The organism is Aquibium pacificum (assembly GCF_040839445.1).
Lineage (GTDB): Bacteria > Pseudomonadota > Alphaproteobacteria > Rhizobiales > Rhizobiaceae > Aquibium > Aquibium pacificus.
This window is the reverse complement of the sequence record NZ_JBDPGJ010000002.1, coordinates 862,432-888,985: the sequence shown is the minus strand read 5'-3', so window position 1 is coordinate 888,985 and position 26,554 is coordinate 862,432. Positions and strand designations below refer to the sequence as shown.

Annotated in this window: 23 protein-coding genes and 1 riboswitch; of the genes, 14 read left to right on the top strand and 9 right to left on the bottom strand. The window is 66.9% G+C overall.

Annotated features, from left to right (window positions below):
- Positions 1–65 precede the first annotated feature (65 nt).
- The 5 genes from ABGN05_RS10700 (at position 66) to ABGN05_RS10680 (ending at position 6,424) form a co-directional block, all read left to right on the top strand.
- The gene (locus tag ABGN05_RS10700) at positions 66–707 is read left to right on the top strand and encodes a LysE family translocator (protein ID WP_367953995.1); all 642 of its coding nucleotides are present in this window, start codon (positions 66–68) and stop codon (positions 705–707) included.
- A gap of 311 nt (positions 708–1,018) precedes the next feature.
- The gene (locus tag ABGN05_RS10695; RefSeq protein ID WP_367953994.1) at positions 1,019–4,585 is read left to right on the top strand and encodes a helicase-related protein; all 3,567 of its coding nucleotides are present in this window, start codon (positions 1,019–1,021) and stop codon (positions 4,583–4,585) included.
- Positions 4,586–4,591: 6 nt separating this feature from the next.
- Positions 4,592–4,981 carry an RNA-binding S4 domain-containing protein gene (locus tag ABGN05_RS10690; RefSeq protein ID WP_367953993.1) on the top strand — a complete coding sequence of 130 codons (390 nt, stop codon included), beginning with the start codon at positions 4,592–4,594 and terminating at the stop codon, positions 4,979–4,981.
- 155 nt (positions 4,982–5,136) lie between these two features.
- Positions 5,137–5,475, top strand: a complete 339-nt coding sequence (gene fdxA, locus ABGN05_RS10685) for a ferredoxin FdxA (protein WP_367953992.1) — start codon at positions 5,137–5,139, stop codon at positions 5,473–5,475.
- 361 nt (positions 5,476–5,836) lie between these two features.
- Positions 5,837–6,424, top strand: a complete 588-nt coding sequence (locus tag ABGN05_RS10680; RefSeq protein ID WP_367953991.1) for a CarD family transcriptional regulator — start codon at positions 5,837–5,839, stop codon at positions 6,422–6,424.
- A gap of 105 nt (positions 6,425–6,529) precedes the next feature.
- Here ABGN05_RS10680 and clpS read toward each other — a convergent pair whose 3' ends face one another.
- Positions 6,530–6,835, bottom strand: coding sequence for an ATP-dependent Clp protease adapter ClpS (gene clpS / locus ABGN05_RS10675; protein WP_367953990.1), 306 nt, complete (start codon positions 6,833–6,835; stop codon positions 6,530–6,532).
- 114 nt (positions 6,836–6,949) lie between these two features.
- On the opposite strand from clpS, the gene ABGN05_RS10670 reads away from it, so the two are divergent.
- On the top strand, positions 6,950–7,315 hold the full coding sequence (locus ABGN05_RS10670; RefSeq protein WP_367953989.1) for a DUF423 domain-containing protein: 366 nt from the start codon (positions 6,950–6,952) through the stop codon (positions 7,313–7,315).
- A gap of 29 nt (positions 7,316–7,344) precedes the next feature.
- Here ABGN05_RS10670 and ABGN05_RS10665 read toward each other — a convergent pair whose 3' ends face one another.
- Positions 7,345–9,135 carry an acyl-CoA dehydrogenase family protein gene (locus ABGN05_RS10665; protein WP_367953988.1) on the bottom strand — a complete coding sequence of 597 codons (1,791 nt, stop codon included), beginning with the start codon at positions 9,133–9,135 and terminating at the stop codon, positions 7,345–7,347.
- A gap of 158 nt (positions 9,136–9,293) precedes the next feature.
- Between ABGN05_RS10665 and ABGN05_RS10660 the strand changes: the two genes are divergently transcribed.
- Positions 9,294–10,160 (top strand): RNA polymerase factor sigma-32, encoded by an 867-nt coding sequence (locus ABGN05_RS10660; RefSeq protein WP_367953987.1) that lies wholly within the window; start codon positions 9,294–9,296, stop codon positions 10,158–10,160.
- A 30-nt stretch (positions 10,161–10,190) separates the two neighbouring features.
- On the opposite strand, the gene ABGN05_RS10655 is transcribed toward ABGN05_RS10660, so the two are convergent.
- The 4 genes from ABGN05_RS10655 to thiB all read right to left on the bottom strand — a co-directional run bounded on the left by ABGN05_RS10655 (position 10,191) and on the right by thiB (position 15,266).
- Positions 10,191–11,657: a M48 family metalloprotease gene (locus ABGN05_RS10655; protein WP_367953986.1), complete on the bottom strand. Its 1,467-nt coding sequence runs from the start codon at positions 11,655–11,657 to the stop codon at positions 10,191–10,193.
- A gap of 222 nt (positions 11,658–11,879) precedes the next feature.
- Positions 11,880–12,629: a thiamine ABC transporter ATP-binding protein gene (gene thiQ / locus ABGN05_RS10650; protein ID WP_367953985.1), complete on the bottom strand. Its 750-nt coding sequence runs from the start codon at positions 12,627–12,629 to the stop codon at positions 11,880–11,882.
- Positions 12,626–14,230, bottom strand: coding sequence for a thiamine/thiamine pyrophosphate ABC transporter permease (thiP, locus tag ABGN05_RS10645; RefSeq protein WP_367953984.1), 1,605 nt, complete (start codon positions 14,228–14,230; stop codon positions 12,626–12,628). Before thiP ends, thiQ begins: the two co-directional genes overlap by 4 nt.
- 22 nt (positions 14,231–14,252) lie before the next feature.
- Entirely contained in the window at positions 14,253–15,266 is a 1,014-nt protein-coding gene (gene thiB / locus ABGN05_RS10640) for a thiamine ABC transporter substrate binding subunit (protein WP_367953983.1), read from the bottom strand.
- A 41-nt stretch (positions 15,267–15,307) separates the two neighbouring features.
- A riboswitch (TPP riboswitch) is annotated at positions 15,308–15,429 on the bottom strand.
- Between the two features lie 117 nt (positions 15,430–15,546).
- On the opposite strand from thiB, the gene ABGN05_RS10635 reads away from it, so the two are divergent.
- Positions 15,547–16,197, top strand: coding sequence for a thiamine diphosphokinase (locus tag ABGN05_RS10635; protein WP_367953982.1), 651 nt, complete (start codon positions 15,547–15,549; stop codon positions 16,195–16,197).
- A gap of 6 nt (positions 16,198–16,203) precedes the next feature.
- Positions 16,204–18,024, top strand: a complete 1,821-nt coding sequence (locus tag ABGN05_RS10630) for an ABC-F family ATP-binding cassette domain-containing protein (protein ID WP_367953981.1) — start codon at positions 16,204–16,206, stop codon at positions 18,022–18,024.
- A gap of 25 nt (positions 18,025–18,049) precedes the next feature.
- Here ABGN05_RS10630 and ABGN05_RS10625 read toward each other — a convergent pair whose 3' ends face one another.
- Positions 18,050–18,931: a LysR family transcriptional regulator gene (locus tag ABGN05_RS10625; protein WP_367953980.1), complete on the bottom strand. Its 882-nt coding sequence runs from the start codon at positions 18,929–18,931 to the stop codon at positions 18,050–18,052.
- 158 nt (positions 18,932–19,089) lie between these two features.
- On the opposite strand from ABGN05_RS10625, the gene ABGN05_RS10620 reads away from it, so the two are divergent.
- On the top strand, positions 19,090–20,586 hold the full coding sequence (locus ABGN05_RS10620) for a CoA-acylating methylmalonate-semialdehyde dehydrogenase (RefSeq protein WP_367953979.1): 1,497 nt from the start codon (positions 19,090–19,092) through the stop codon (positions 20,584–20,586).
- 71 nt (positions 20,587–20,657) lie between these two features.
- On the opposite strand, the gene ABGN05_RS10615 is transcribed toward ABGN05_RS10620, so the two are convergent.
- Entirely contained in the window at positions 20,658–21,068 is a 411-nt protein-coding gene (locus tag ABGN05_RS10615; RefSeq protein ID WP_367953978.1) for a hypothetical protein, read from the bottom strand.
- Between the two features lie 986 nt (positions 21,069–22,054).
- Between ABGN05_RS10615 and ABGN05_RS10610 the strand changes: the two genes are divergently transcribed.
- Complete coding sequence (locus ABGN05_RS10610; protein WP_367953977.1) at positions 22,055–22,447, top strand: hypothetical protein; 393 nt, start codon at positions 22,055–22,057, stop codon at positions 22,445–22,447.
- Positions 22,448–22,456: 9 nt separating this feature from the next.
- Here ABGN05_RS10610 and ABGN05_RS10605 read toward each other — a convergent pair whose 3' ends face one another.
- Complete coding sequence (locus ABGN05_RS10605; protein WP_367953976.1) at positions 22,457–23,110, bottom strand: GntR family transcriptional regulator; 654 nt, start codon at positions 23,108–23,110, stop codon at positions 22,457–22,459.
- A gap of 102 nt (positions 23,111–23,212) precedes the next feature.
- Between ABGN05_RS10605 and ABGN05_RS10600 the strand changes: the two genes are divergently transcribed.
- The 3 genes from ABGN05_RS10600 to ABGN05_RS10590 are packed head-to-tail and all read left to right on the top strand — an operon-like array spanning position 23,213 to position 26,410.
- A complete protein-coding gene (locus ABGN05_RS10600; protein WP_367953975.1) occupies positions 23,213–24,106 on the top strand; it encodes a dihydrodipicolinate synthase family protein in 894 nt (297 codons plus the stop codon).
- A gap of 30 nt (positions 24,107–24,136) precedes the next feature.
- Positions 24,137–25,399 (top strand): NAD(P)/FAD-dependent oxidoreductase, encoded by a 1,263-nt coding sequence (locus ABGN05_RS10595; RefSeq protein WP_367953974.1) that lies wholly within the window; start codon positions 24,137–24,139, stop codon positions 25,397–25,399.
- A gap of 9 nt (positions 25,400–25,408) precedes the next feature.
- Positions 25,409–26,410 (top strand): 4-hydroxyproline epimerase, encoded by a 1,002-nt coding sequence (locus ABGN05_RS10590; RefSeq protein WP_367953973.1) that lies wholly within the window; start codon positions 25,409–25,411, stop codon positions 26,408–26,410.
- Positions 26,411–26,554: the final 144 nt, after the last annotated feature.

The following is a 26,554-nucleotide window of genomic DNA, read 5'->3' as shown; positions in this document are numbered from 1 at the left end:
CCGTTTCTCTTGCACTGCAACAAGACACAGAGCGGATCGGCGAATGCTCGTCTTCCGGAGTTCCCATGACCTTCGTTCCCGAAACCGCGGTGATCCTCCAGTTCGCGATCGCCACCTTCATCATTGCAATCACGCCGGGTCCCGACATGACGCTTTTCGTCGGACGCGCGCTCTCGGAAGGCCGCGGCGCGGGCCTCGCCTGCATGTTCGGCGCCATGACCGGCTGCGTTATCCATACGACCATGGTGGCGCTGGGACTGTCGGCGCTGATCGTCGCCTCGCCGCAGGCATTCCTCGTCTTGAAGATCGTCGGGGCGGGCTATCTGGTCTGGCTGGCATGGCAGGCGGTCACCAAGGGCTCGGCGTTCTCGCCCGACACCCGGACGAGGAAGGCGCGATCGGTGTGGCAGAACTGGGCCACCGGCGTGGGGATCAATCTGCTCAACCCGAAAATCATCCTGTTCTTCATGACCTTCCTGCCGCAGTTCGTCTCGGTCGATGATCCGCACGCTGCGGGGAAGCTGTTTTTCCTCGGTCTGAGCTTCATCCCGCTGTCGCTTCCGGTCACGATCCCCATGGTCCTGGCGGCCGATGGCTTTGCCGGACTTTTGAAGAAGAGCCCGCGGGTCACACGTGTGATCGACTGGCTATTCGCGGGCGTTTTTTCCGCCTTCGCGATAAAGATCTTGACAGCCCAGGCGCGCTGAATCCGGCCGGCCATCGCATCGATTCCTAAGTGACTCAAAAGATTCAGCATTTGGGGCCGCACCAAGTGCCGCAACACCACATCTGGTATCGAACAAAACATGAATCGGAGTGAGTCAGCGATTCGTAGCCGTTTCGTTCGGGACTCGTTCCCGCCAGCCGAGTCCCGCTCCGCCCGAGACAGTTTGCGATTGTGTTCGCGGGGCGGAGACCCTATGTCTTCCGTTCCACGCCGCGCCGGCCTGGCAGGCCGGATACCCACCCACGGGCGATGTTTCGGGGCTTTGGCGCGAAGGGCCGTGTTTCCAGTTCCATGAATGTTCATACGACAAACAGTGCGCCGCTGATCCTTTCCGGGCGCGACGTCACCGCCGTGCTCGGACCGACCAACACCGGCAAGACCCATCTCGCCATCGAGCGCATGGTCGCGCATTCGTCCGGCGTCATCGGACTTCCGCTGCGGCTGCTCGCCCGCGAGGTCTATGGCCGCGTCGCCGAGAAGGTCGGCACTGCGAACGTCGCGCTGATCACCGGCGAGGAGAAGATCCAGCCTCCCGGCGCGCGGTATTCCGTCTGCACCGTCGAGGCCATGCCGCGTGAGACCAACGCCTCCTTCGTGGCCATCGACGAGGTGCAGCTGGCCGGCGACCTCGAGCGCGGCCACGTCTTCACCGACCGTATCCTGCATCTGCGCGGGAGGGACGAGACGCTTCTGCTCGGCGCCGCCACCATGGCCGGCATATTGCAGAAGCTGCTGAAAGGCGTCTCCGTCGTCACCCGCCCGCGCATGTCGCATCTCGCCTATGCCGGATCGAAGAAGATCACGCGACTGCCGCGCCGTTCCGCCATCGTCGCCTTCTCGGCCGACGAGGTCTACGGCATCGCGGAACTGATACGCCGCCAGCGCGGCGGCGCGGCGGTCGTGCTGGGCGCTCTGTCGCCGCGGACCCGCAACGCGCAGGTCGAGATCTACCAGTCCGGCGACGTCGATTTCCTCGTCGCCACCGACGCGATCGGCATGGGCCTGAACCTCGATGTCGATCATGTCGGTTTCGCCCAGAACCGGAAGTTCGACGGATTCCAGTACAGGCAGTTGTCGGCCGCCGAACTCGGCCAGATCGCCGGCCGCGCCGGGCGCCACATGCGCGACGGCACTTTCGGGGTCACCGGCCAGGTTGATCCCTTCGAGGACGACCTCGTCGAGAAGATCGAGGGCCACGATTTCGAGCCTGTCCGGGTCCTGCAATGGCGCACCGCCCAGTTCGATTTCGCCAGCCTCGACGCGCTCAAGCGTTCGGTCGAGACGCCCGCCCCGGTCGATGGCCTCACCAGGGCCCTGCCCGCAGTCGACGCCCAGGCGCTGGATCACGTCTCGCGCGAGGAGGACATCCGCGCGCTGGCTGACCGGCCCCAGCGGGTGGCGCTGCTGTGGGAAGCCTGCGCGTTGCCGGACTACCGCCGGATCGCGCCAGCCCAGCACGCCGATTTGATCGCCTCGATCTTTTCCGATCTCGCGCGGCACGGTCATGTCGACGAAAACTACATGGGCGAGCAGGTGCGCCGCGCCGACTCGACCGATGGCGACATCGACACGCTGTCGCAGCGCATCGCCCAGATCCGCACCTGGACCTTCGTGTCCCACCGACCCGGCTGGCTTGCCGATCCGGCACACTGGCAGGAAAAAACGCGTGAGATCGAGGACAGACTTTCGGATGCCCTGCATGAACGGTTGACGAAACGGTTCGTTGACCGCAGGACATCCGTTCTCATGAGGCGCCTGAGAGAAAACACGATGCTTGAGGCTGAAATCAATCCTGCCGGAGAGGTCCTCGTCGAAGGCCACCACGTCGGGGAGCTGCAGGGGTTCCGCTTCACCGCCGATCAGTCGGCGGGCGGTGAAGACGCCAAGGCGGTTCGCGCGGCCGCGCAGAAGGCGCTGGCGACCGAGTTCGATAACCGCGCCGAACGCTTCGGGGCCGCCGGCAACGGCGACTTCGCGCTCGGCTCCGACGGCATCCTGCGCTGGATCGGCGCGCCCGTCGCGACGCTGGTCGCCGGCGACGACGTGCTGAAGCCTCGGATCGTGCTGTTCGCCGACGAGCAGCTGACGGGTCCTTCCCGGGACAAGGTTTTCGCCCGCATCGAACGCTACGCGAACTTCCAGATCGAGAGCCTGCTGAAGCCGCTTCTGGATCTCAAGAATGCGGAGCAGCTCTCGGGCATGGCGCGCGGCGTCGCCTTCCGACTGGTAGAAAACCTGGGCATCATCAACCGGCGCGACATTGCCGACGAGATCAAGGGGCTCGACCAGGAAGCGCGCGCGGCATTGCGGCGGCTCGGCGTCCGCTTCGGCGCCTATCACGTCTTCATCCCCATGCTCCTGAAGCCGGGCCCCGCCGGCCTCGTCACCCTGCTTTGGGCGCTGGCCAACGACGGCAAGGACAAGCCCGGCTTCGGCGACGTGGTCAACGCACTGGCCACGGGCCGTACCTCGCTGGTCGTCGACGCGACATACGAGAAGGAGTTCTACCGGCTGGCGGGCTATCGGCTGCTTGGCCGCCGCGCCGTGCGGGTGGACATCCTGGAGCGCCTCGCTGACCTCATCCGTCCGGCACTCTCCTGGCGTCCGGGCACGGGCAAGCGTCCGGAAGGCGCCTTCGATGGGGCGGCCTTCATCGTCATCCCGCCAATGATGTCTATCCTCGGCGCCACCGCCGAGGACATGGAAGAGATCCTGAAAGGCCTCGGCTACCGCGGCGAGCCCAGGCCGGCGGCGGACGTCAGGTCGCGGCTGGAATCGCTCGACGAGGCCGCACGCAAGGCTGCCGCCGACGAGGCGGCGAAAAAGGAAGCCGATGCCGCGCGCGCGCTTGCCGAGACGGCCGCGGCGGCTCTCGGCGAGAGCGGTGAGAGTGAGCCGCAGAACCTCGACGGGGCGGCGCAGGCCGCGTCGTCCGAGACCCCGGATGCCGGGGGCGCGACGGGCGAAGGCATGGAAGCAGCGGCCGAGACCGCCGCCGCAGCGCTCGGAATCCCGTCCGAAGGCGAACCGCATTACCTAGGGGATGCCGCCGCTCTTTCGGAAGCCGGGACGGACACCACGGAAGAACAGCCGGCAGGCGATGACACGTTGCGTGAAGCGGCGGCCGCGGCACTCGGCGAGCATGAAGAGGGCGAACCGCAGTCACTCGGAGAGGCCGCAGCCGACGTTCAGGCTGGAGTCGCCGTGGCGGTGGAAGCCGGTGTCCCGCCCGTCGACGAGGCGGACGCACCGGCATCTCCGGCGCTTTCGACCGAACCGCCGGAAGCAGCCGCCGCGCAGGACGCCGAGCCCGAAAAACCGGCAACAACCGAAGACGCCCCGCTCGAGGCCGCCACCTGGGCGCCGAACCCCGTGCCCGGCGCGGAAGCCGCGAGCGTCGCGAGCCAAGCGGCCGATACCGCCGACGAGCCAGTCTCCGCCTCCGCTCCCGCCGTCGGATCTGTGAAGGAGCAGGCGGAAGAGGAAAAGCCCATCATGCTGTGGCGCCCCGGCCGCTTCGGCGACCGCCAGCGCAACCGCCACGACAATCGCGGCCGTAACCGGCGCAATGACCGGGAGGCCCAGCCGGACCGGCAGACGCGCGAGGGTCAGCCGGAAAGGCAAAGGCGCGATGGCCAGCCGGAACGGCAGAAGCCGGAGGGTGAAGGCGGCAAGGGCCGCTTCGAGCGCCGCTTCAAGGACAAGCAGGGCCGCGGCAAGCCTGACGGACGCAACGGCGACAAGGGCGAGCGCCGTCCGGCTTTCCAGCAGAAGCCGCGCGAGGAAAGGCCGGTCAGGGTCGACCCGGACTCGCCATTCGCAAAACTGGCCGCCTTGCGGGACAAGCTGAAGAAATAGCCGCCGATGGCAGGGCCGGAGCGCCAGCGCATCGACAAGTGGCTGTTCTTCGCACGCGCCGTGAAGTCGCGCTCGCTGGCTGCCAGGCTGGTGCAGTCGGGTGCGGTTCGCGTCAATCGCGAGAAGATCGTGCAGGCCGCCTTCCCCGTGAAGGTGGGCGACGGGTTGACCATCTCGCTCGATCGCCGCGTTATCGTCTGGCGCGTGCTTGATACCGGCGTTCGCAGGGGACCGGCGGAAGAGGCCCGCACGCTCTACGAGGACCTCGCGCCGCCGCCCGCGCGGTCCGACACGCCGACAATCAAGCCGGCTCCCGCGGCCGCGCGCGAAGCCGGCGCCGGCCGGCCCACCAAGAAGGAGCGGCGGCAGACCGACCGCTGGCGCGAGATGGACTGAGGTACGCTCGCCCGGGCGATCGGGCGGTCCCCGGCGGCCGGCTGGAAAACCATTCCTTCTGCGGCCCGTCGCGCGGCAAACCGCCCCTTGCGTGGCCTATGCAAAGGGGTTACCTCACCGGAAATTCCGCCGAAAACCAATCTCGGGACCCGCGCATGACCTATGTCGTCACCGACAACTGCATCAAGTGCAAGTATATGGATTGCATCGAGGTGTGCCCGGTGGATTGCTTCTACGAAGGCGAGAACATGCTCGTCATCCATCCCGACGAGTGCATCGACTGCGGCGTATGCGAGCCGGAATGTCCCGCCGACGCGATCAAGCCGGACACCGAACCGGGCCTGGAGAAATGGCTTCAGGTCAACACGGAGTACGCCGACAAGTGGCCCAACATCACGGCCAAGAAGGAACCGCCCGCCGACGCCAAGGAGTTCGATGGCGTCGAGGGGAAGTTCGAGAGATACTTCTCGCCGGAGCCCGGCGAAGGCGACTGACGGCGCCGGTTGACGCTGTGTTCACCAGGATATGAAGTGCCCTGACGACCCACCGAATCGGGTCGCGGGGGCTTCGCGCTTGCAGCAAGTTGTTGATTCTTGCACATAATTGTGGTAGATACGCTTATCATGCAGGTGATAACACGTCTGTTTGCGGCGCAAACACCCTAATCTTCGAAAGGTGTCAACGGTTTCCGGCCCAAGGCGACTTGGCTCAGGCGGAGAGAACTTGCGCCTGACGTGGCCTCTCCCATGCCCACTGGAAACTGTTTTCTCGCGCTTGCTTGGGACCGCGCGGCATTCCGCCGCAGCATGATTGCGGCCGCAAAGAGCCGCTGCCGACAAAAGGAGTTCAGGGCGTATGGCAACCCAGCAGAAGAAGACAGCAGCTCGCAACGGCTTCAAGACCGCGGAGTACATCGTCTATCCGGCGCATGGTGTCGGACAGATCGTCGCGATCGAGGAGCAGGAAGTGGCGGGCCACAAGCTGGAACTGTTCGTGATTGATTTCCAGAAAGACAAGATGCGTCTGAAGGTGCCGGTCGCCAAGGCCGCCTCCATTGGCATGCGCAAACTGTCCGAGACCGATTACGTCGACCGTGCGCTGAAGGTCGTGCAGGGCCGCGCCCGCGTGAAGCGCACCATGTGGTCGCGCCGCGCCCAGGAGTACGATGCCAAGATCAATTCGGGCGATCTGATTTCGATTTCTGAGGTCGTGCGCGATCTCTATCGCGCCGACAACCAGCCGGAACAGTCCTACTCCGAGCGGCAGCTCTACGAGGCCGCACTCGACCGGATGGCGCGCGAGATCGCGGCCGTCAACCGCATGTCAGAGACCGAAGCCGTCCGCCTCATCGAGGTCAACCTCAACAAGGGCCCGCGCCGCGGCGTGAAGGCCGACAACGAGGGCGAGCCCGAGGCCGAGACCGAGCAGGAAGTGGCTGCTTAAGGATCGATCGGGGCGCTTTCGCCTCGACGGGGACCCGGTCTGGAGACAGGCCGGGTCTTTTTCTTTCCGCCTGCACGAAGTCGACGGGGCGGGTGCGGCGGAAAGCTACTCCTCGGGTTCCGTCCCGAAGAGCAGCGGGAAACCCATCTTGCGCCCCGCGTCGGTCGCGCGGGTCGCCTTGGTCTCGGCGACATCCTTTGTGAAGACGGCCACCACACAGGCGCCGCGGCGGTGCGCCGTGATCATCACGCGCTGGGCCTGGTCGGCGTTCATCCCGAATTCCGCCTTGAGCACCATCACGACGAAGTCGCGCGGTGTGAAGTCGTCGTTGAACAGGATCACCTTGTGCAGGCGCGGCCGCTCGATCTTCGGCTTGACCTTGGTTCGCGATTTGGTGTCGACATCGTTCATCGCAGGCCCTTGTCGGACGGCGGAAGCTCAATGGTCCGCTTATGGCATGGGGGCTCGGTCGGCGTCCATCAGCAAACCCGGAACGAAAGTTCGCAAATGTCGCATGGTGGTTCGATGATCCTGCAACGCATACTGATCTTTTCGGGCGGCCTCGCCGGTGCCGCGGGTGTAGGGTTGTCCGCCGCCGCCGCCCATGCAGGTGGGGCCAACACCGGCACGGCCGCGTCCTTCCTCCTCGCGCATGCGCCGCTCCTCGTCGCGGTCGGGCTCCTGCGCTGGAACGCCGTCCTTCGCATCGGCGCCCTGATCGTGCTTGCCGGCCTCGTCCTCTTCGCCGGCGATCTCCTGATGCGCGACTTCGCCGGCACCCGGCTGTTCCCCATGGCGGCGCCCTCGGGCGGCACGCTCATGATCGCAGGCTGGCTCGTGGTCGCGATCGGCGGCCTGACCGGAAATCGCACAGGACGGGAAGCCTCATAAGACACCCGCAGCTTTCGGAAGGCCGTCCCTCAGAACCAGTCGGTTTGCATCGACAGCGTCGTGTCGTCGAGGCTGTCGAGCAGTTCGCGCTGCGCCCGCGTTTTGGGAAGTTCGTGCACGAAGAAGTAGCGGCAGGCGGCGAGCTTGCCGTTCAGGAACGCGGTTTCGACACCGCCCGCCTCCAGCTTGCGCGAGGCGACCAGTGCCTGCCGCAGCCACATCCACGCGATGACGACGTGTCCGAACATGTCGAGGTAAATCGTTGCGTTGGCCAGTCCCAGCCGGGGATTCTCGGACGCTGCGACCGCCAGCTTGCGCGTCGTCCCGACCGTCTCCGCGAGATGGTTCGCCAGCGCCTCCGCATGGCCTGAGAGCGCTCCGAACGCATGCGCCTGCGAGACGTCGGCCATGATGCGGCCCGCCAGCGCCTTGACGCCGGCCCCGTTGGCCTGCCCGACCTTTCGGCCGAGCAGATCGAGCCCCTGAATGCCGTGCGTGCCTTCATGGATTGGGTTCAGCCGGTTGTCGCGGTAGATGCGTTCCAGCGGGAAGTCGCGCGTATAGCCGTAGCCGCCCAGGATCTGGATGGCGTGCTTGTTGGCTTCGAGGCAGAACTCCGAAGGCCACGACTTGGCGACCGGCGTCAGGAGATCGAGGAGCAATTCGTTTTCGCGGCGAGCGGCATCGTCGGTCTCGACGCGCAGCGTGTCGACGAGGTCGGCACAATAGAGCCCGAGCGCCAGCGCGCCTTCCACGGCTGCCTTCTGCGCCAGGAGCAGGCGGCGGATGTCCGCATGCTCGATGATCGGCACCTGCGGGCTTGCCGGGTCCTTGCCGTCCGGCTGGCGCCCTTGCGGGCGTTCCCGGGCATAGGCGAGCGATGCCTGATAGCCCGCGGCGCCGAGCGCCGTCGCGCCGAGCCCGACTCCGATGCGCGCCTCGTTCATCATGTGGAACATGTAGGCGAGGCCCTTGTGCGGCTCGCCAAGGAGATGGCCCACGCAGGGCCTGTCCTCGCCCAGATGCAGAAGCGTGTTGGTGGTGCCGCGATAACCCATCTTGTGGTTCAGGCCGGCGAGCGTCACGCCGTTGCGCTCGCCGATTCCTCCCCCATCCAGCACCTCGTGCTTGGGAACGATGAACAGCGATATGCCCTTGACGCCGGCCGGACCGCCCGGGATCTTCGCCAGCATCAGGTGGACGATGTTTTCCGATATCTCCTGATCGCCTCCCGATATCCACATCTTCCTGCCGAACAGGCGGTACGTGCCGTCCTCGGCCGGTTCGGCGCGCGTGGCTATGTCGGAGAGTGATGAACCGGCTTGCGGCTCGGACAGACACATGGTGCCGAAGAATCGGCCTTCGATCATGGGCCGAAGAAAGCGTTCCTTCTGCTCTGCCGAACCGAAGGTGGCTATGAGGTTTGCGGCGCCTATGGTGAGGAACGGGTAGCCGGCGGTCGAGACGTTGGCAGCGGAAAACATGAAGGAAGTCGCCACCCTGACGGATTCCGGCATCTGCGCGCCGCCCCATTCCTGGTCGAACCCGGCGCCGAAGAAGCCCGCCTCGCGATAGACGGCAAGCGCGGCGCCGACGGCCGGGTCCATCTCCACCTTTCCATCGACGAATTTCGGCTCGTTGCGATCGAGCAGCGCGGCGTGCGGCAGGAAGTGCTCCATGGCGATCCGCTCGGCGGTGTCGAGGATGCCGTCGATGGTCTCGCGGTCGTAGTCGCCGTAGCGCGACATGGATCGCAGCCGCTCGGTTCCAACCACGTCGTGCAGTTGGAACGACAGATCGGCGCGATCGATGGAAATCATTGGAACGTTCCCCGGTTCCTGGAGTTTGAGCCTAAACCGTAGCCGTGTTCGCGCTTCGGCCCGCATCTGGAGCGCAGCTGCAAGGCGGCGTGGTTGATCCGGGATGCCGGTCGGAACGTAATGGGTGGTGCAAGCCGTAGCAAGTTCAGGAGCGGGCCATGAACGCCGAACCAGCCGGAAGCTCGATGATCAGCGCAGCTAGAAAGGCGCCGTATCTCGACCGCGTCGAGGAGCACGACCTTGCAGTGCGCTGGAGAGACGACCGCGACCAGGAAGCGCTCCACCGGATAACTATGGCGCACATGCGGCTTGTCATCTCCATGGCGGGAAAATTCCGCTACTTCGGTCTTCCCATGAGCGATCTCGTCCAGGAAGGCCATGTCGGCCTCCTGGAAGCCGCTGCCCGCTTCGAGCCCGAACGGGATGTCCGCTTTTCCACGTATGCGACGTGGTGGATCCGCGCTTCGATGCAGGACCACATCCTGCGCAACTGGTCGATCGTGCGCGGCGGTACTAGTTCTGCCCAGAAGGCCCTCTTCTTCAATCTCCGCCGGTTGCGCGCCCGGCTGGCCCAGGGCTCCGAGCCGCTGAAAGGCGCGGCGGTCTACCAGGAGATCGCCGATGCGATCGGCGTCTCCGTCGCCGATGTCGCATTGATGGATTCACGGCTATCGGCTCCGGATTCATCGCTCAACGCCCCAGTGGCCGACGGCGGAGAATCGACGTCCGAACGCATGGACTTCCTCGTGTCCGAGGATCCGACGCCCGACGAGGTGGTGAGCGCCTCAATCGACGACGAGCGGCGGACGATGTGGCTCAACAGGGCGCTCGGGGTTCTCAACGACCGCGAGTTGCGGATCATCCGCGAACGCCGCCTGCGCGACGAAGGCGCCACGCTGGAATCGCTGGGTACGAAACTCGGCATCTCAAAGGAGCGCGTGCGTCAGATCGAGAACCGTGCGCTCGCGAAGCTCAGGTCGGCGCTGCTGAAGAGCAATCCCGAACTCGGCTCCTCCCCCGCCTGATTCCCGAGAACCGATCGAGATATTCCGCGCCTATTCGTCGGTGATGATCTTCACTTTGTCGCCGGTCGACACGGTCCCGCCCGGCGGCAGTGCGTTCAACAGCCGGAACAGGTCGAAGGCGCGTCCGACGCCCTTCATGCGCGCCGCCAGCATGCCCAGAGTTTCTCCCGGTTTGACGGTGACGACGCGTACCCGCAGCGGCTTCAGGCTGCGCTTCTCCGCCTCGCTCAGGACCTTGAAGCTCGCAAGAACCGATTGAGCCGCCGGCTGCAGGGTATTGTCCTTCGCGGGCGCGGCCGTCAGCAGGCGGTAGACCTGGCCGCCAGCCCGGATGACGGCGATATGGAACTGCCACCCGTCTGCACCCGCCAGAGCCACTGCCGCATCCTGCCCGTTTATCGACGTCGCCCTGACCGAGGCGGGATCGAGCCCCGCCACCCAGCCGCTGCGCAGGTAGTTTTCCAGGGTGATGCCGCGGTCGAGCGCCACGCCGTCGAAACGGATGGCGACGTCGCCCGGACCTGCCGCGGTGACCGCGCTCGCGGAATTGTCGATCACGAAGCCTTCCGGCACGGTGAAGGTCACGCCGAGCGTCGGATGAAGGAAGGCGCGCCCGCGCACGTATCCCTCCTCCGGCGTGTCGCCGAACAGCATGCCGTCCACGCCCTCCAGGAAGGAGTCGCGGTCGCGGGTACCCACGCCCGGCGCCCCGAACTGACGGGCGTGACGCTGCGCGAGCTCGATGCGCTGCGGAGCGTTGGGGTGCGACGCCAGGAAGTCGAGGCTGGCATCCGTGGCGCCGCTGACGCTCCTGAAATCCGCGTAGGACGCCATCGACTGGAGGAAACGCGCCGCGGAGAACGGATCGTAACCGGCGTTGCCGATGGTCTTGATGCCGACGGCGTCGGCTTCCAGTTCCTGGTTGCGCGAGAACTGCGCCAGGCGCAGCTTGCCGCGAACGACCGCCGCCCGCGCTATCTGGCTTTCGCTGAGCACGTCGCTCACCACGCGCGAGGCGAGCTGCTCCTCGGCTTCCTTCTGCTGCCGCTGGACGCCGTGGTTGGCGGTGACGTGCCCCATCTCGTGCGCGATGACGGCGGCGAGTTCGGCGGAATCGTTGGCCAGCGCCAGGAGGCCGCGGGTGACATAGAGGAATCCGCCCGGCAGCGCGAAGGCGTTCACGTTCGGCGAGTTCAGGATGGTGATCTGGTAGGTCTGGTCGGGATTGCCTGCCGCGACGGTCAAGCTCCCGACGACCTTGGCGACCATCCGCTCCAGCTTCGGATCCGAATATTCGCCGCCATAGGTGGCGAGGATGCGCGGATGCTGGGCGCGCGCCAGTTCCACCATCCGGTCGTTGCGGGTGACCGAATCGACGGTGACCGGGTTCGACGAGGGCACGAACGCCTGCTCGCTGATGCCCGGATCCAACGTGGTGCAGGACGAGACGAACACCGCCGCCAGGGCAACAAGCAACGCCCGCGGCAGTTTCCCCAATGGAACCGCCCCGCCCGCACCCCGCCGGACCTGCACTGTTGCCTCGTTCAGGACTTTTCCTTTCCGACCCCGCCGGTCGCGGCGACGGCAGCCGTGATGCCTGGATATCGCATTAAAGCTGCCCGACGGCCCTGATTCTCCGCCGCGTCGGTTACCAAATAGCTTCTATTTCAGTGGAACGGTCATACGGAAGAAATATGTCTTGATCCGGGCAATTCTTTGTTACCGGCCGCGCGAGCCGGCGCCGAGGTAACGCCGCAACGCGCCGGACCGCGCCTGCGAGAAAATCGCCGCGGTTTCACCGACCTCGCGCACCTGCCCCTCCTCGACGAAGGCGGTCCTGCCGGAAATGCGCAGCGCGTCCTGCGGATCGTGCGTGACCATGACCACGGTCATGCGCGTCTTCGCCTGGAGGTCATTCAGGAGGTCGAGCATCTGGTCGCGCAGCGCCGGGCCGAGCGATGCGAAGGCCTCGTCGAGCAGCAGCACCGGCCGGTTGCGCACCAGCACCCGCGCCAAAGCCACGCGCTGGCGTTCCCCGCCCGACAGTTCGCGCGGCAGCCGCCGTGCCTTGTCCGCAAGGCCAACGCTCGTCAATGCTTCCGACACGTGCTCGCGGTCTTCCCGTGTGAGGCGCAGCGAGGGGGAGCGGCCGAGGCCAACATTCGCCGCGACGTCCAGATGCGCGAAGAGGTTGTTCTCCTGGAAGATCATGGAAACGGGCCGGCGGGCCGGCGGCAGGTTCGTCACGTCCGCTCCGCCGATCAGGATGCGCCCCGCAGCCGGCGTCTCGAAGCCGGCGATCAGCGACAGCAGCGTCGACTTGCCCGAGCCGCTCGGCCCCATCACCGCGAGGATCTCTCCGGCACCGACCGAAAGGTCGAACAGCATCGGCGCGCCACCCGGGTGGCTGAACGCCACCTTGTCCAGCACCACGCCGGCACCCGACCCTTCGTTTCCTCCCCCCGTCATCGCCGCCTGCCGCCCGCCGCCTCGGCGACCATCATCAAGAGAAAGCACAGCATCGCAAGAATGAGGGCGAGACCGGCGGCGTCGGCCGTGCGGTAGCTGCCCATCCGTTGCATGAGCAGGTATGGCAAGGTCTGCACCGCGTCGCTGCCGAATAGGGCAATGACTCCGAGATCGCCGAGCGACAGCGCCATGGCGAAGGCGAAGCCGGTCAGGAGCGGCCGCCGGAGCACGGGCCAGTCGACGAGCCGCAGCCGGTCGAAGCCGGCGATGCCGAGCTGCGCACAGAGCCGGTCGTGCCGTGCCGCCGCCTCGTCGTGCGCCGGCCGGATCGCCCGCACCGCGAAGGGGATGGCCATGGCGGCGTTGACCGTCACGACCATGACGGGCGCCAAGGCAAACACGTCCGCGAACCGGCGCACGAGGATGAACCAGCCGGCGCCGATGACGATCGACGGCACGACGAGGATCAGGCTCGCCCCGCCGTCGAGCGCCCGTTCGAGCAAGGATGGGCCGGGAAGCCGGCGCCGCGACGCGAGGCTCTGCCGTGCCGCGACCATCATGGTGGTGAGCGCCACGCACAGCAGCGCCGCCAGCGCCGAGAGCACAAGGCTTGTCGCGAGCGCCTGATGAACCCTCGCCTCGCCCGCCAGGCGCGACAGATCCGCCTGCAGGCCGGCGGTGACGATCGCCGCGATCGGTCCCGCGACCAGCATCAGCGCCAGGACGACGACCAGCCCGTTGAGAACGGTCTCAACGCTCCCCGGTCTGGCATGGCGGCGGGCGGACACCGACAGCGCGGCATCGCTCGTCATCTCTGCGCCAAGGCGGAACAGCATTGCCAGCACCGCGGCGGTGAGCGCCAGCTGGAGCACCGTCAGCGCAAGCGCCCGCGCCGGATCGAAGTCGACGCGCAGCGACTGGTAGATCGCCACCTCCAGCGTGGTCGCAGCCGGTCCGCCGCCGAGTATCAGCACGATCGTGAAGGAGGTGATGCAGAGCATGAAGACGAGGCCGGCGACGCCCGGCAGGCTCGCATGGATGGCCGGCCATTCGATGAAACGGAAGCGCGGCCAGGCGCCCATACCGAGTTGGCTTGCCAGCCGCCACTGGTCCGCTGGTACAGAGTCGAGCGACTGCAGGAAGAGCCGCGTCGCGAGCGGCAGGTTGAAGAAGGCGTGGGCGACGAGAATGCCGGACAACCCGTAGATGCCGGGCCACCGGTCGCCTCCGAGCGCGGCGACCAGATCGGCGAAGTACCCCGCACGTCCAAGGAGCGCCAGCACGCCGAGTGCCGCGACCAGCGCCGGCAGCGCCAGCGGCACGGCGAACAGGCGCAGTAGTGCACTTCGGCCGAAGAAGGCCGGATGCCGAGACAAGGCCCGCGCCACGACGATCGCCGGCACCACCGAGACGATCGTCGACAGCACCGCCTGCAGGAGCGTGAAGCGGGCGACCCGGAACAGATAGGCGTCGAAGGCGGCGAGCGCGCCCTGCCAGTCGCGCGCGCCCTCGATCAGCAGTCCAAGAAAGGCGCCGCCGGCAAGCAGCGCGACGAAGGAAAGCGCTGCAGTGCCGAGCGGGACGGCACCTACGCGTGCCACGACGCTTTCCCGCGCTTCCGCCTCAGTCGCTCATCACCGAGAGCCACTCGTCGACCCAGGCCTTGCGGTTTTCCGCGACTTCCTCGGGGCTGAAGATCAGCGTGTCGTCCGGCTTCACCAGTGTGTCGAAGGCCGGGTTCAGTGGCTTCGACGTCTCGCCAGCCGGATACATCCAGTTCGCTTCCGGGATCGCGTCCTGGAAGCCCGGTCCGGTCATGAATTCCATGAGCGCCTTCGCCAGCGGATTGTCCGCCCCATGGGTCGTGATCCCCGCCACCTCGACCTGGAGGTAATGGCCTTCCGAGAACTTCGCCGCCTGGTAGCGGTCCGTGTCTTCGGCGATCATGTGGTAGGCCGGCGAGGTCGTGTAGGACAGCACCATCGGCGCCTCGCCGCTGGTGAAGAGCCCGTAGGCCTCGCTCCAGCCCGGCGTCACGGTGAGCACCCGGTCCTTCAGCTTCGCCCAGGCCTCGGCGGATCCGTCGCCGTAGACGGCCTTCATCCACAAGAGCAGACCCAATCCCGGCGTCGAGGTGCGCGGATCCTGGATGACGATCTTCTGTTCCGGATCGCCCTCGACCAGTTCCTTCAGGCTGGAGGGCGGCGTCTCGATTGCCTGCGTGTCGTAGACCACGGCAAAGTAGCCGTAGTCGAATGGCAGGAAGACGTCGTCCGACCAGCCGCCGGGCACCTCGACTGCCGGCGCCTCGACGCCGTGCGGCGCGAACAGCCCGGTCGCCTTGGCATCGGCGGTGAGGTTGGTGTCGAGGCCAAGCACAACGTCGGCCTCTGTCCGGTCACCTTCCAGCTTCAGCCTGTTGAGCAGCGCCACGCCGTCGGCGACCGAGACGAATTCGAGGTCGCAGTTGCATTCCGCCTCGAAGATCTTCTCGACCTGCGGCCCCGGGCCCCAGTCGGCGGTGAAGCTCTCGTAGGTGTAGACGGTGAGCGTATCCCTGCCGTCCTGCGCGAACACGGGAAGGGAGAAGACCGAAGCGGCCAGGGCCGCGGCGAAAAATCGGATGGTCGTGCGCATCGAGCGCCTCCTCTGGTTTCGAATGAAAGGAATTGAGGCGCCATTTGCGAGCGTCTAATCCCTCCGCCGGTACGAGCCGGATCAGGTTCAGCGGGTTGGCAGGGAAAACCCTTCGCCTCTCAGCCGGCCAGTCCAAGGACCGCCGGCACCCCGTTAGAGCGATCGGAAACTTAAGGCCGGCAGGGACAGACGGCAAGACCCTTCGAGGGACGAAGTCCGCGGGCCGGTCCCGAGTGCCGGCCTTCCTTTCTTCATCGGCGGCGTGATAGAGGCGGCGCGCATGTGCACCTTCGTCATCCTTCTCGGCGGCGACCTCGTCCGGACGCCGCGCCTCGACGCCGCGCTGTCCGGCGCCCGGGTGATCGCGGCCGATTCCGGCATCCGGCATGCGACGGCGCTCGGCGTGACGCCGGAACTGTGGATCGGCGATTTCGATTCCATCGGCGAGATCGACGTCGAACCCCATGCCGATGTCCCCAGGGAGGTCTATCCGGAAGAGAAGGACAGCACCGACGGCGAACTCGCGGCCGAGGCCGCGCTCGCGCGCGGAGCGACCGCGCTGGTGCTGGCCGGCGCCTTCGGCGGACCGCGCGCCGACCACGCCTTCCTCCACATGACCGCCGCCATCAGGCTGGCAGAGGGCGGCAAGCCGGTCGTACTCACCAGCGGTCTGGAAGAGGGCATGCCGGTCATGCCCGGCCGTTCGGAGTTCGACTATACCGACGGCACGCTGTTCAGCATCCTCGCCTTCTCGCCGCTGTCGGGCCTCAGCGTGTCCGGCGCCAAGTGGCCGCTCGAAAATGTCGAGATCGCCTTCGGCTCGTCGCTGACCATGTCGAACGAGGTCCGCGGGAAGTTGCGCATTACCTTGCGCGAGGGCCGCGCCCTGCTGCTCGCCCGCCCCGAAACACACCTCCCGTCCGCAGGTTAGAGCCGCATGGCGCCACCGCTTCTCCGTCTCGACAACATCCGCCTCACCTTCGGCGGCACGCCGCTGCTGGACGGCGCCTCGCTGTCGCTGTCGCCCGGCGAGCGCATCGCGCTGGTCGGCCGAAACGGCTCGGGCAAGTCGACGCTGCTCAAGATCGCCGCCGGCATGGTCGAACCGCAGGACGGCGAGGTCTTCCGCCAGCCGAGCGCCACCATCCGCTACCTGCGCCAGGCGGCGGACATGGAAGGCTTCGCCACCGTGCGCGCCTATGTCGAGGCGGGTCTCGGCCCCGCGGACGATCCCTACCGCGCCACCTACATCCTCGAAAATCTCGACCTGACCGGCGAGGAGACGCCGCAGACGCTCTCCGGCGGCGAGGCGCGGAGGGCCGCACTCGCGCGGGTGCTGGCACCCCAGCCGGACGTGCTCCTGCTCGACGAACCGACCAACCATCTCGACCTTTCGGTGATCGAATGGCTCGAGGAGGAACTGGCGCGCACCTCCTCAGCCTTCGTCGTCATCTCGCACGACCGGCGTTTCCTGGAGCGTGTGACCCGCGCCACCGTCTGGCTCGACCGCGGTCAGACCCGACGCCTCGACAAGGGGTTCGGCCAATTCGAGGAATGGCGCGATCAAGTACTGGAGGAGGAGGAGCGCGAGCAACACAAGCTCGGCCGCCAGATCGTGCGCGAGGAGCACTGGCTGCGCTACGGCGTGACCGCGCGGCGCAAGCGCAACATGCGCCGGCTCGGCGACCTCCAGTCCATGCGGGCGAAGTTCCGCACCCATCGCGGCGCGGAGGGCGTGGCCAAGATGACGGCGAGCGAGGCGGCCGAGAGTGGCAAGCTCGTCATCGAGACGAAAGGCATCTCGAAGAGCTTCGGCGACCTCGCCATCGTGACGGACTTCTCCATCCGCATCCAGCGCGGCGACCGCATCGGCCTCGTCGGGCCGAACGGCGTCGGCAAGACGACGCTGCTCAGGATGCTGACCGGCGAACTCGCGCCGGACACCGGCAGCGTGCGGCTCGGCGTGAACCTCGAGATCGCCACGCTCGACCAGCGCCGCGCAGCGCTCGATCCCGACGAGACGCTGGCGCATTTCCTGACCGACGGGCGCGGCGAGACGGTGGTCGTCAACGGCGAGGAGCGCCACGTCGTCTCCTACATGAAGGACTTCCTGTTCAAGCCGGAGCAGGCGCGCACGCCGGTGCGCGAACTCTCGGGCGGCGAGAAGGCGCGGCTGCTCCTGGCCCGCGTCCTGTCGCGCCCGGCAAACCTCCTGGTGCTCGATGAGCCTACCAACGACCTCGACATGGAGACGCTCGACCTGTTGCAGGAACTCGTCTCGGGTTTCCCCGGCACGGTGATCCTCGTCAGCCACGACCGCGACTTCCTCGACCGGACGGTCACCAGCACCATCGCGCCGGAGGGCGAGGGGCGATGGGTCGAATATGCCGGCGGCTATTCCGACCTGCTCGCCCAGCGCGGAAGCGCCCGCTTCGAGCGCCGCGGCGGACAGACGAAGACGCCGGAGCCGAAATCCTCTGCAGGCGCCCGGCCGGAGACCCAGGCGAAAGCCGCGTCGAAGAAGCTTTCGTACAAACAGAAGTTCGCGCTGGAGAGCCTGCCGAAGAAGATGGAGGCCGCCACCGCCGCCATAGCGAAGCTGGAGGCGAAGCTCGCGGACCCGCAGTTCTTCGCCCGCGACGCGGCGGGGTTCAACAGGATCGCCGGGGAACTCGACAAGGAGCGCGAAGCTCTCTCGGCCATGGAAGAGGAATGGCTGGAGCTGGAGATGCTGCGCGAGGAGATCGAGGGCGGGTAGCGGCGCCGGACCAATCGGGACGGTGTCACACGAACAGCGCCCTCGCCTTCTCCACTTCCGCGCTGATGAAGGCCGAGACGATCTGAATGCGGCGCAGGGGCCGCACCGTCTCGTGATAGACGAGCCAGTAGGCGCGGCGGATCGGCGGCGCGCCGGCGACCGGGACGAGGTCGTCGTGCATGCGCGCGATGAAGGTGTGCAGGATGCCGATGCCGGCGCCCGCCCGCACCGCCTCGGTCTGGCCGATGGCCGAAGAGACCTGGAACCGCGCGTCCCAGGCGGGATCGAACTCCGCGGCGTAGTCGAGGCTCGGGCTGACGGTCAGGTCGCCGACATAGCCGACGAGGCGGTGGCGGGTCAGTTCGCCGGGCGAAGACGGGAGCCCGTTCTCCTCCGCGTATGTCCGGGAGGCGAAGAGCCCAAGCGAATAGTCGACCAGCTTGGCCGCGACGAGTCGGCCCTCCGTGGGGCGCTCCACGGTGATGGCGATGTCGGCCTCTCGCCGAGACAAGGAAAAGGAGCGCGGCACCGGCACGAGCTGGATCGAGAGATCCCGGTGCAATGCCGTGAGTTCGCCGAGCCGCGGCGCGAGGAAGGCGACGCCGAAACCGTCCGGCGCGCCGATGCGCACCGTTCCGGCGATCTCGTCGCCCTCGCCCGCGATCTCGGCGCGCGCGGCGATCATGTCGGCTTCCATGCGCTCGGCAATCACGAAGAAGCGCTCGCCGGCCTCGGTGAGTTCGCTGCCCGTCGTCAGCCGCCGGAACAGCTTGGTCTTCAGGCTCTCCTCGAGCGCGGCGACGCGGCGCGACACCGTCGCATGGTTGAGTTCGAGCCGCCGGGCCGCGCCGAGAATCTGCCCGGCCCGCGCCACGGCGAGGAAGACCCTCACGTCGTCCCAGTTCATGCGCATCGTCCTCCCATCGTCGAAACCTGCCATTTGCGGGAATTGAAGTCCACTCGGCGCCGCGCACTATTTGGCGCACAACCGATACGGCGGCGCTCGCATTGCATTCGCGTGCGCAAAGCGGGACACTGCGCGAAATCATTCAAAGGGAGCGAAACATGCAGGAAGTCGGCCATTTCATCGGCGGCAAGCACGTCGCCAGCACCAGCGGGCGCAACCAGAACATCATGCAGCCCATGGACGGCAGCGTCCGCGGCACGGTCGCGCTGGGTTCGAAGAAGGAACTCCGCGACGCGGTGGAGAACGCCAAGGCGGCGCAGCCGGCCTGGGCGGCGACCAACCCGCAGCGGCGCGTGCGCGTGCTGATGAAGTTCCTCGAACTGGTGCACAAGGAGTACGATTCGCTCGCCGAACTCCTGGCGCGCGAGCACGGCAAGACGATCGCCGACGCCAAGGGCGACATCCAGCGCGGCCTCGAAGTCGTGGAAGTCTGTATCGGTGCGCCGCACATGCTGAAGGGCGAATACACCGACGGCGCCGGCCCCGGCATCGACATCTACTCCATGCGCCAGCCGCTCGGCGTCGTGGCAGGCATCACGCCGTTCAACTTCCCCGCCATGATCCCCCTGTGGAAGATCGGCCCGGCGATCGCCAGCGGCAACGCCTTCATCCTGAAGCCTTCGGAGCGCGATCCGGGCGTCCCGATGCGCATCGCCGAACTCTTCCTCGAAGCTGGGCTGCCGGCCGGCATTCTAAACGTCGTCAACGGCGACAAGGAAGTGGTCGACGCCATCCTCGACGATCCCGACATCAAGGCGATCGGCTTCGTCGGATCGACCCCGATCGCGCAGTACATCTATTCGCGCGCCGCGGCGACCGGCAAGCGGGCGCAGTGCTTCGGCGGCGCCAAGAACCACATGATCATCATGCCCGACGCCGACATGGACCAGACGGTCGACGCGCTGATCGGCGCCGGCTACGGCTCGGCCGGCGAGCGCTGCATGGCGGTTTCGGTCGCGGTGCCGGTCGGGCAGGAAACCGCCGACCGGCTGGTGGAAAAGCTGATCCCGCGCGTCGAGAGCCTGAAGGTCGGTCCGTCGACCGACAGTTCCGCCGATTTCGGGCCGCTGGTGACCCAGCAGGCGCTGGAGCGCGTGAAGGGCTATGTCGATCTCGGCGTCAAGGAAGGCGCAAAGCTCGTCGTCGACGGCCGCGGCTTCAAGATGCAGGGCTACGAGAACGGCTACTACATGGGTGGCTGCCTCTTCGACGAGGTGACGCCGGACATGCGCATCTACAAGGAAGAGATTTTCGGCCCCGTGCTGTCGGTGGTGCGCGCCAAGACCTACGAGGACGCGCTGAAGCTGCCCAACGAGCATGAATACGGCAACGGCGTCGCGATCTTCACGCGCGACGGCGATGCCGCGCGCGATTTCGCTTCGCGGGTTCAGGTCGGGATGGTCGGCGTCAACGTGCCGATCCCGGTGCCGATCGCGTATTACACGTTCGGCGGCTGGAAGGGCTCGGCCTTCGGTGATCTGAACCAGCACGGCCCCGACGCCTTCCGTTTCTACACCAAGACCAAGTCGGTCACCGCCCGCTGGCCGAGCGGCATCAAGGACGGCGCGGAGTTCGTCATCCCGACGATGAACTGATCCGGCGGTCGGAAGAGCGGGGCCGGCTCATGCCGGCGGCGGTCATGATCGACCGCCCGCTCGATCTGCCCCTATGAGGTGTCGTTGGGCTTCGGTTTAGTGCCGCCTGGGCGGCAGCCGGAGCCCGGAATGGCGTGCGACGTGAGGCCGGGCCGCTCCCGTTGGCGGTCGAACAGGTCTCCGAGTGGCAAGAGAGTGCAGAGCGCAGCGGCCAGCGCGTAGAAGCGCGCGGCGAGCCGCAGCGCGTCGTCGGGCTCGTTGGCGTCCGACGCTATCACGTCGAGGTCCGAGTGCGGCATGCCCGCGGCCTCGAAGACGTAGTCTTCCGACACAGTCGCCGCATAGCGCAATATGCAGAGCACGAACCAGCGGACCGGCGCGGACCGCGTGGCGGCCTGCTCGGCCATGGCGGCGAAAGAGACGATCAGCGCAATGACGCGCCGAAGGATCCTTTCGTCCACCATTGCCGCATGCACGTCCATGTCGTGTCCTTCGCTGACCAAGCGGTGGTGTGGCGCGGGTGGTGGGCGCGTGGATGGAATTCGAGGAAGCCGTTGATCCGGCTGGGGTGGGTGCCCGTCCGATCCACGCCGGCTCCCCCTCCGCTTCGTCGTCCTCGGCCGACCGGAGCGAAGCGGAGGGAGAGCCGGAGATCCAGGCCTGAGAGGCAGTCACGGGCGAGGTGGTGGAGAAGGAGGGGTGGTTTCCTGCACCACCTCACGCGGCCGGCAAAGATGGCGCTTCCTGCGCCATCTCACGCTGCCGATAGGCTCAGGCATGGATCCCAGGGTCTGCGCGACGCCGCTTCGCGGCTGCTCCGCCCTGGGATGACGAAGCTGGGGGGGTGACGGCGCTAACCGCTCGCTGCAAGGGAGCGCATGACGACCGAGGATCAAGCGGCGGGACGGACTAGACGCCGATCCCGCGCGCTGCCTCTCTCCGCTTCGAACAGAACTCCGATCGGAGCACCGCCTCCCTCTGCTTCGTCATCCTCGGCCGACCGGAGCGAAGCGGAGGGAGTGCCGAGGATCCAGACCTGAGAGCTGGTTACGGGTGAGGTGGAGGAGGGCGAGAGCGATTGCGACGCCTCACGCCGGGCGGCGAGAGCGGCTTCCTGAACCACCTCACGCTGCCGGTACGCTCAGACCTGGATCCCAGGGTCTGCGCGACGCCGCTTCGCGGCTGCTTCGCCCTGGGATGACGAAGGTGGGGTAGCGACGACAACCGTCGGCGTCAGCGGTGGCGCGAGCGTTAGCGTCGCGCCAGCACGTTCATCTCCGACATCGTTCCCGGTCGCCGCCACGCGTTTCCCGTCGTCATCATTTCGTGAAGGCCGTTGTGGAACCCGTTTGGGCCCTGCGACTTAATTCTCCAATCGCCTGCGGGCGAAGGTTCAAGGAAAAGCCAATCGCGCCCCCGGAAGGAGGCACAACGTCTCGTGCTCGCGAGATGAAGGAGAAGTATTCCCATGGCAAAGCTCCCCGTCACTGTCGCCGCGATCGCCGCAGCCATCACCCTCACTGCAATTCCGATCGCTTCGATGGCCGGCTCCGGCTCCCCGATGGATGGCATTAGCCCGCCGCCGCTGGCGGCTTCCCCGGAGGCGCGGGTGCAGGCGTCGCAGGCGCCGAGCCTCGAACTCTGCGGCAAGCGCGACTCCATGGTTGCCGATCTCGGCCAGCAGTTCCGCGAACAGTCCCTGGCGACGGGCCTCGTGGACGAGAACGCCATGATGGAGATATTCGTGTCGCCATCCGGCACCTGGACGATTTTGGCCACCGGCACGGACGGCGTTAGCTGCGTGCTGGCCGTCGGCGAAGGTTTCGAGGCCAATACCCAGATCGCCGGGCTAGGCGTCTGACGCTCTGCGTCAGCGCCGCAGAGCCTCCTCGGCCCGTCGGCGCAGGGTGAGCATCAGTCGGTCGGCCTCCTGGCCGGCTTTTTCCTCGTCTCCGGCCATGATGGCCCGCACCATCGACAGATGGCGGTCGGCTGCTTCGGCGAGGCCGGTTTCGGCCTGATACCGAAACCAGAAGCGGCGGCTATGGGTCTGCAAGGGCGCGGCGAGGCGCGACGCGAAGGCATTGTCTGCGCCAAGCGCCAAGGCTTCGTCGAGGCTCTTGTCTGCTTCGAGGAAAGACAGCACGTTGTCCTTGATAACGGCCTTCTGCATCCACAGCGCCGCATTACTGAATTTCTCCGCCGCCTCGCGCGTCGCGTTGCGCGTCGCCGCTCGAGCCAACAGCACCTCGACGGCGCGGCGGGCGTCGATCACCTTCAGCCAGTCGCCGGGATGAAGCGGCGCCACGGCGACGCCGGCGCGTGGCCTGATCTCCAGAAGACCTTGCCAGGCGAGCCGCTGCACCGCCTCTCGCACCGGCGTGCGACCGAGGCCTAGCCGTTCGATCAGAGCGCCTTCCGTGGTCGTGGAGCCTGGCGCAAGTTCCAGCGTCACGATCATGCGCTCCAGCGCGCGGTAGGCCCGGGCTGCGGCCGGCTCGGCCGGGGTTTCGGGAGGGTTCATCGGTCTGCCATTTGATATATCACTTGCATATCAGGCTTCGGTTGCGATTGACAGGCCCAACCGCGCCAGATATATCACAGATATATCAGAAGGAGAGTGGCCATGTGGGCAGGTGTTTTCCCCGCGGTGACGACGAAGTTCACCGAGAGCGACGAACTCGATCACGCGGAGATGGAGCGCTGCTTCGCCCTGCAGATGGAGGCGGGCTGCGACGGCATCATCGTGGCGGGATCGCTCGGCGAAGGGCCGATGCTGTCGCATGAGGAGAAGCTGGAGGTGCTGAAGACCGCCCGCGGAGTCGCCGGCGGAAAGCCGGTGCTCCTGACCGTCAACGAGCCCGGCACGCGCGAGGCCTGCGCCATGGCGAAGAAGGCGGCGGCTGCCGGCGCCGACGGGCTGATGGTCGTGCCGAGCCCGATCTACCACACCAATCCGGACGAGACCGTCGCCGCGCTTTCGGCGGTCGCGGCCGCGGGCGACCTGCCGGTGATGATCTATTCCAACCGGCTCGCCTACCGGGTGGACGTGACCATCCCGATCATGGAGGAACTGGCGGCCGACGCGCGCTTCGTCGCGGTCAAGGAATCCTCGGACGACATCCGCCGCTCCACCGACATCGTCAACGCATTCGGCGACCGGTTCGACCTCTTCACCGGCGTCGACAACCTCGCCTTCGAGGCGCTGTCGGTGGGCGCGATCGGTTGGGTGGCCGGGCTGGTCACGGCGTTTCCGGCCGAGACGGTGGCGATCTACCGGCTGATGAAGTCGGGGCGCCGCGACGAGGCACTCGCCATCTACCGCTGGTTCCGGCCGCTGCTCGACCTCGACGTCTCGACCTATCTGGTCCAGAACATCAAGCTTGCCGAGGTCTTCGCCATCGGTACCAACGACCGCGTGCGCATGCCGCGCAAGCCGCTGTCCGGCGAGCGCCGGGCGACGGTGGAAAAGGTGGTGAAGGACGCGATGGCGACACGCCCGGAGCTGCCGAAGCTCTGAAGGTATCAGAAAGGCGCCTAAGGTCCGTGGATGAGCGCTTCAGCCGCACCTGAGGAAGACCACGACGTCATTGTCGTCGGTGCCGGGATCGTCGGCGTTTGCTGCGCGGCGGCGCTGGCCGAAGGCGGCTTTCGTCCCCTGGTGATCGACCGCACCGGCATCGTGGAGGAGACGAGTTCCGGCAATGCCGCGGCACTCGCCTTTTCCGACGTGCTGCCGCTGGCGCAGAAAGGCATGATGCGCCATTTACCGCGCTGGCTTTCCGATCCGCTCGGGCCGCTCTCGATCCCGCCTTCGTACCTGCCGAGCCTCCTGCCCTGGCTTTACCGGTTCTGGCGCGCGGGGCGCGGGTCGGCCTACGAGGGCGCGCTCGCCGCCCAGGCCTCGCTGATGCGGCTCGCCGAGGCCGAGTGGATGGGGCTGATGGAGCGCAGCGGTACGCGGCCGATGCTGCGCGAGAACGGCTCGCTGGAGCTTTACGAGAGCGAGGCGGAGTTCGCGGCGTCGCTGCCCGGCTGGGCCGCGCGCGACCGCTTCGGCATCGCCTACCGCCATTTGGAGCGGGACGGCATAGCGGAAATCCAGCCGGGCCTGTCGCCGCAATTCGTCAAGGGAACCTTCGTGCCGGGATGGAAGACGGTCTCCGACCCGCAGGAACTCGGCAAGGCGATCTGGGCGCATGCGGAGCGGAACGGGGCGCGGTTCCGGAAAGGCACCGTCGAGAATGTCGGCCAGTCCGGAGAGATGCCGGAGGTCCGTCTCGCCGACGGCCAGCGGCTGCGGGCCGGGCGGATCGTGGTCGCCTGCGGAGCCTGGTCGCACCTTCTTGCGCGCGGGCTCGGCGACCGCATCCCGCTGGAGACCGAGCGCGGCTACAACACCACGCTTCCGGCGGATGCCTTCGACCTGAAGCTCCAGCTGATCTTTTCCGCGCACGGTTTCGTCGTGACGCCGCTGTCGACCGGCATACGGGTCGGCGGCGCGGTGGAGCTGGCGGGCCTGAAGGCGCCGCCGAACCATGCGCGATCGAAGGCGATGCTTCGCAAGGCGCAGCGCTTCATGCCGTCCCTGAAGGCGGAGGGCGGGCGCGAATGGATGGGCTACCGACCTTCCCTGCCGGATACGCTGCCGGTGATCGGGCGCGCGGCGGGCGACGATCGTGTCATCTATGCCTTCGGCCACGGTCATCTCGGCCTCACCCAGGCCGCGGCCACCGGGCGGCTTGTCCGCGACCTCGCGGCGGGGCAGTCTGCGGCGATCGATCTTTCCCCCTTCAGCCCGCAGAGGTTCTGAGTTTCCGCCATGGCGCGCCATTCCTTCCACTGCATCGACGGGCACACCTGCGGCAATCCGGTCCGGTTGGTGACCGGCGGTGGGCCGCTGCTCCAGGGCTCCACGATGATGGAGCGGCGGGCGCATTTCCTGGCCGAATACGACTGGATCCGCACCGGTCTGATGTTCGAGCCGCGCGGCCACGACATGATGTCCGGCTCGATCCTCTATCCGCCGACGCGCGAGGACTGCGACGTCGCGATCCTCTTCATCGAGACGTCCGGCTGTCTGCCGATGTGCGGGCACGGGACGATCGGGACGGTGACGATGGCGATCGAGCACGGGCTGATCCGGCCGAAGACGCCGGGTGTGCTGCGGCTCGACACGCCGGCAGGTCTCGTGACCGCCGAATACCGCCAGGAAGGCGAATATGTCGAGGAAGTGCGCATCACCAACGTGCCGGCCTTCCTGCATTCGGAAGGCCTGGAGGTCGACTGTCCCGACCTCGGCCGGCTGCGGTTGGACGTCGCCTATGGCGGGAACTTCTACGCGATCGTCGAGCCGCAGGAAAACTACCGCGACATGGCGGATCATTCCGCCGGGCAACTGATCGGCTGGAGCCCGGTGCTGCGTGCACGGCTCAATAATGCCTACCGCTTCGAGCATCCGGAGAACCCGGCGATATCCGGCCTGTCGCACATCCTGTGGACGGGTGCGCCGACGGTCGAGGGCGCCGACGCGCGCAATGCCGTCTTCTACGGCGACAAGGCGATCGACCGTTCGCCATGCGGCACCGGCACCTCGGCCCGCATGGCGCAGCTTCACGCCAAGGGGAAACTGAAGGCCGGCGACGGCTTCGTGCATGAATCGATCATCGGGTCGCTGTTCAAGGGGCGCATCGAGCGGGAGACGCAGGTCGCGGGCCGGCCGGCGATCATCCCCTCGGTCGGAGGCTGGGCGCGGACGACCGGCTACAACACCATCTTCATCGACGACCGCGATCCGTTCGCCCATGGATTCGTGGTCCGATGAGCCCGATGTCGGCGCTGATGAACGGGTGTCTCGCCCGCAAGGAAAAATCCGGGAAGAAACTTCTCACGCAAAAACCTTCCTGTTTGCGACGGTGTTCGCGCGGAAATAGGCAAGGACTTTGCGGTGTGCCAATGCTAGCCTCGA

Bases quoted from the DNA above. Each gene is read 5' to 3' on its own strand.
- ABGN05_RS10700 (WP_367953995.1), top strand. From the start codon at position 66: ATGACCTTCGTTCCCGAAACCGCGGTGATCCTCCAGTTCGCGATCGCC.
- ABGN05_RS10630 (WP_367953981.1), top strand. From the start codon at position 16,204: ATGGCGCCACCGCTTCTCCGTCTCGACAACATCCGCCTCACCTTCGGC.
- fdxA (WP_367953992.1), top strand. From the start codon at position 5,137: ATGACCTATGTCGTCACCGACAACTGCATCAAGTGCAAGTATATGGAT.
- ABGN05_RS10625 (WP_367953980.1), bottom strand. From the start codon at position 18,931: ATGAACTGGGACGACGTGAGGGTCTTCCTCGCCGTGGCGCGGGCCGGG.
- thiQ (WP_367953985.1), bottom strand. From the start codon at position 12,629: ATGACGGGGGGAGGAAACGAAGGGTCGGGTGCCGGCGTGGTGCTGGAC.
- ABGN05_RS10690 (WP_367953993.1), top strand. From the start codon at position 4,592: ATGGCAGGGCCGGAGCGCCAGCGCATCGACAAGTGGCTGTTCTTCGCA.
- thiB (WP_367953983.1), bottom strand. From the start codon at position 15,266: ATGCGCACGACCATCCGATTTTTCGCCGCGGCCCTGGCCGCTTCGGTC.
- ABGN05_RS10680 (WP_367953991.1), top strand. From the start codon at position 5,837: ATGGCAACCCAGCAGAAGAAGACAGCAGCTCGCAACGGCTTCAAGACC.
- clpS (WP_367953990.1), bottom strand. From the start codon at position 6,835: ATGAACGATGTCGACACCAAATCGCGAACCAAGGTCAAGCCGAAGATC.
- ABGN05_RS10600 (WP_367953975.1), top strand. From the start codon at position 23,213: ATGTGGGCAGGTGTTTTCCCCGCGGTGACGACGAAGTTCACCGAGAGC.
- ABGN05_RS10620 (WP_367953979.1), top strand. From the start codon at position 19,090: ATGCAGGAAGTCGGCCATTTCATCGGCGGCAAGCACGTCGCCAGCACC.
- ABGN05_RS10665 (WP_367953988.1), bottom strand. From the start codon at position 9,135: ATGATTTCCATCGATCGCGCCGATCTGTCGTTCCAACTGCACGACGTG.
- ABGN05_RS10635 (WP_367953982.1), top strand. From the start codon at position 15,547: ATGTGCACCTTCGTCATCCTTCTCGGCGGCGACCTCGTCCGGACGCCG.
- ABGN05_RS10610 (WP_367953977.1), top strand. From the start codon at position 22,055: ATGGCAAAGCTCCCCGTCACTGTCGCCGCGATCGCCGCAGCCATCACC.
- ABGN05_RS10660 (WP_367953987.1), top strand. From the start codon at position 9,294: ATGAACGCCGAACCAGCCGGAAGCTCGATGATCAGCGCAGCTAGAAAG.
- ABGN05_RS10670 (WP_367953989.1), top strand. From the start codon at position 6,950: ATGATCCTGCAACGCATACTGATCTTTTCGGGCGGCCTCGCCGGTGCC.
- ABGN05_RS10605 (WP_367953976.1), bottom strand. From the start codon at position 23,110: ATGAACCCTCCCGAAACCCCGGCCGAGCCGGCCGCAGCCCGGGCCTAC.
- ABGN05_RS10595 (WP_367953974.1), top strand. From the start codon at position 24,137: ATGAGCGCTTCAGCCGCACCTGAGGAAGACCACGACGTCATTGTCGTC.
- ABGN05_RS10695 (WP_367953994.1), top strand. From the start codon at position 1,019: ATGAATGTTCATACGACAAACAGTGCGCCGCTGATCCTTTCCGGGCGC.
- ABGN05_RS10615 (WP_367953978.1), bottom strand. From the start codon at position 21,068: ATGGACGTGCATGCGGCAATGGTGGACGAAAGGATCCTTCGGCGCGTC.
- ABGN05_RS10590 (WP_367953973.1), top strand. From the start codon at position 25,409: ATGGCGCGCCATTCCTTCCACTGCATCGACGGGCACACCTGCGGCAAT.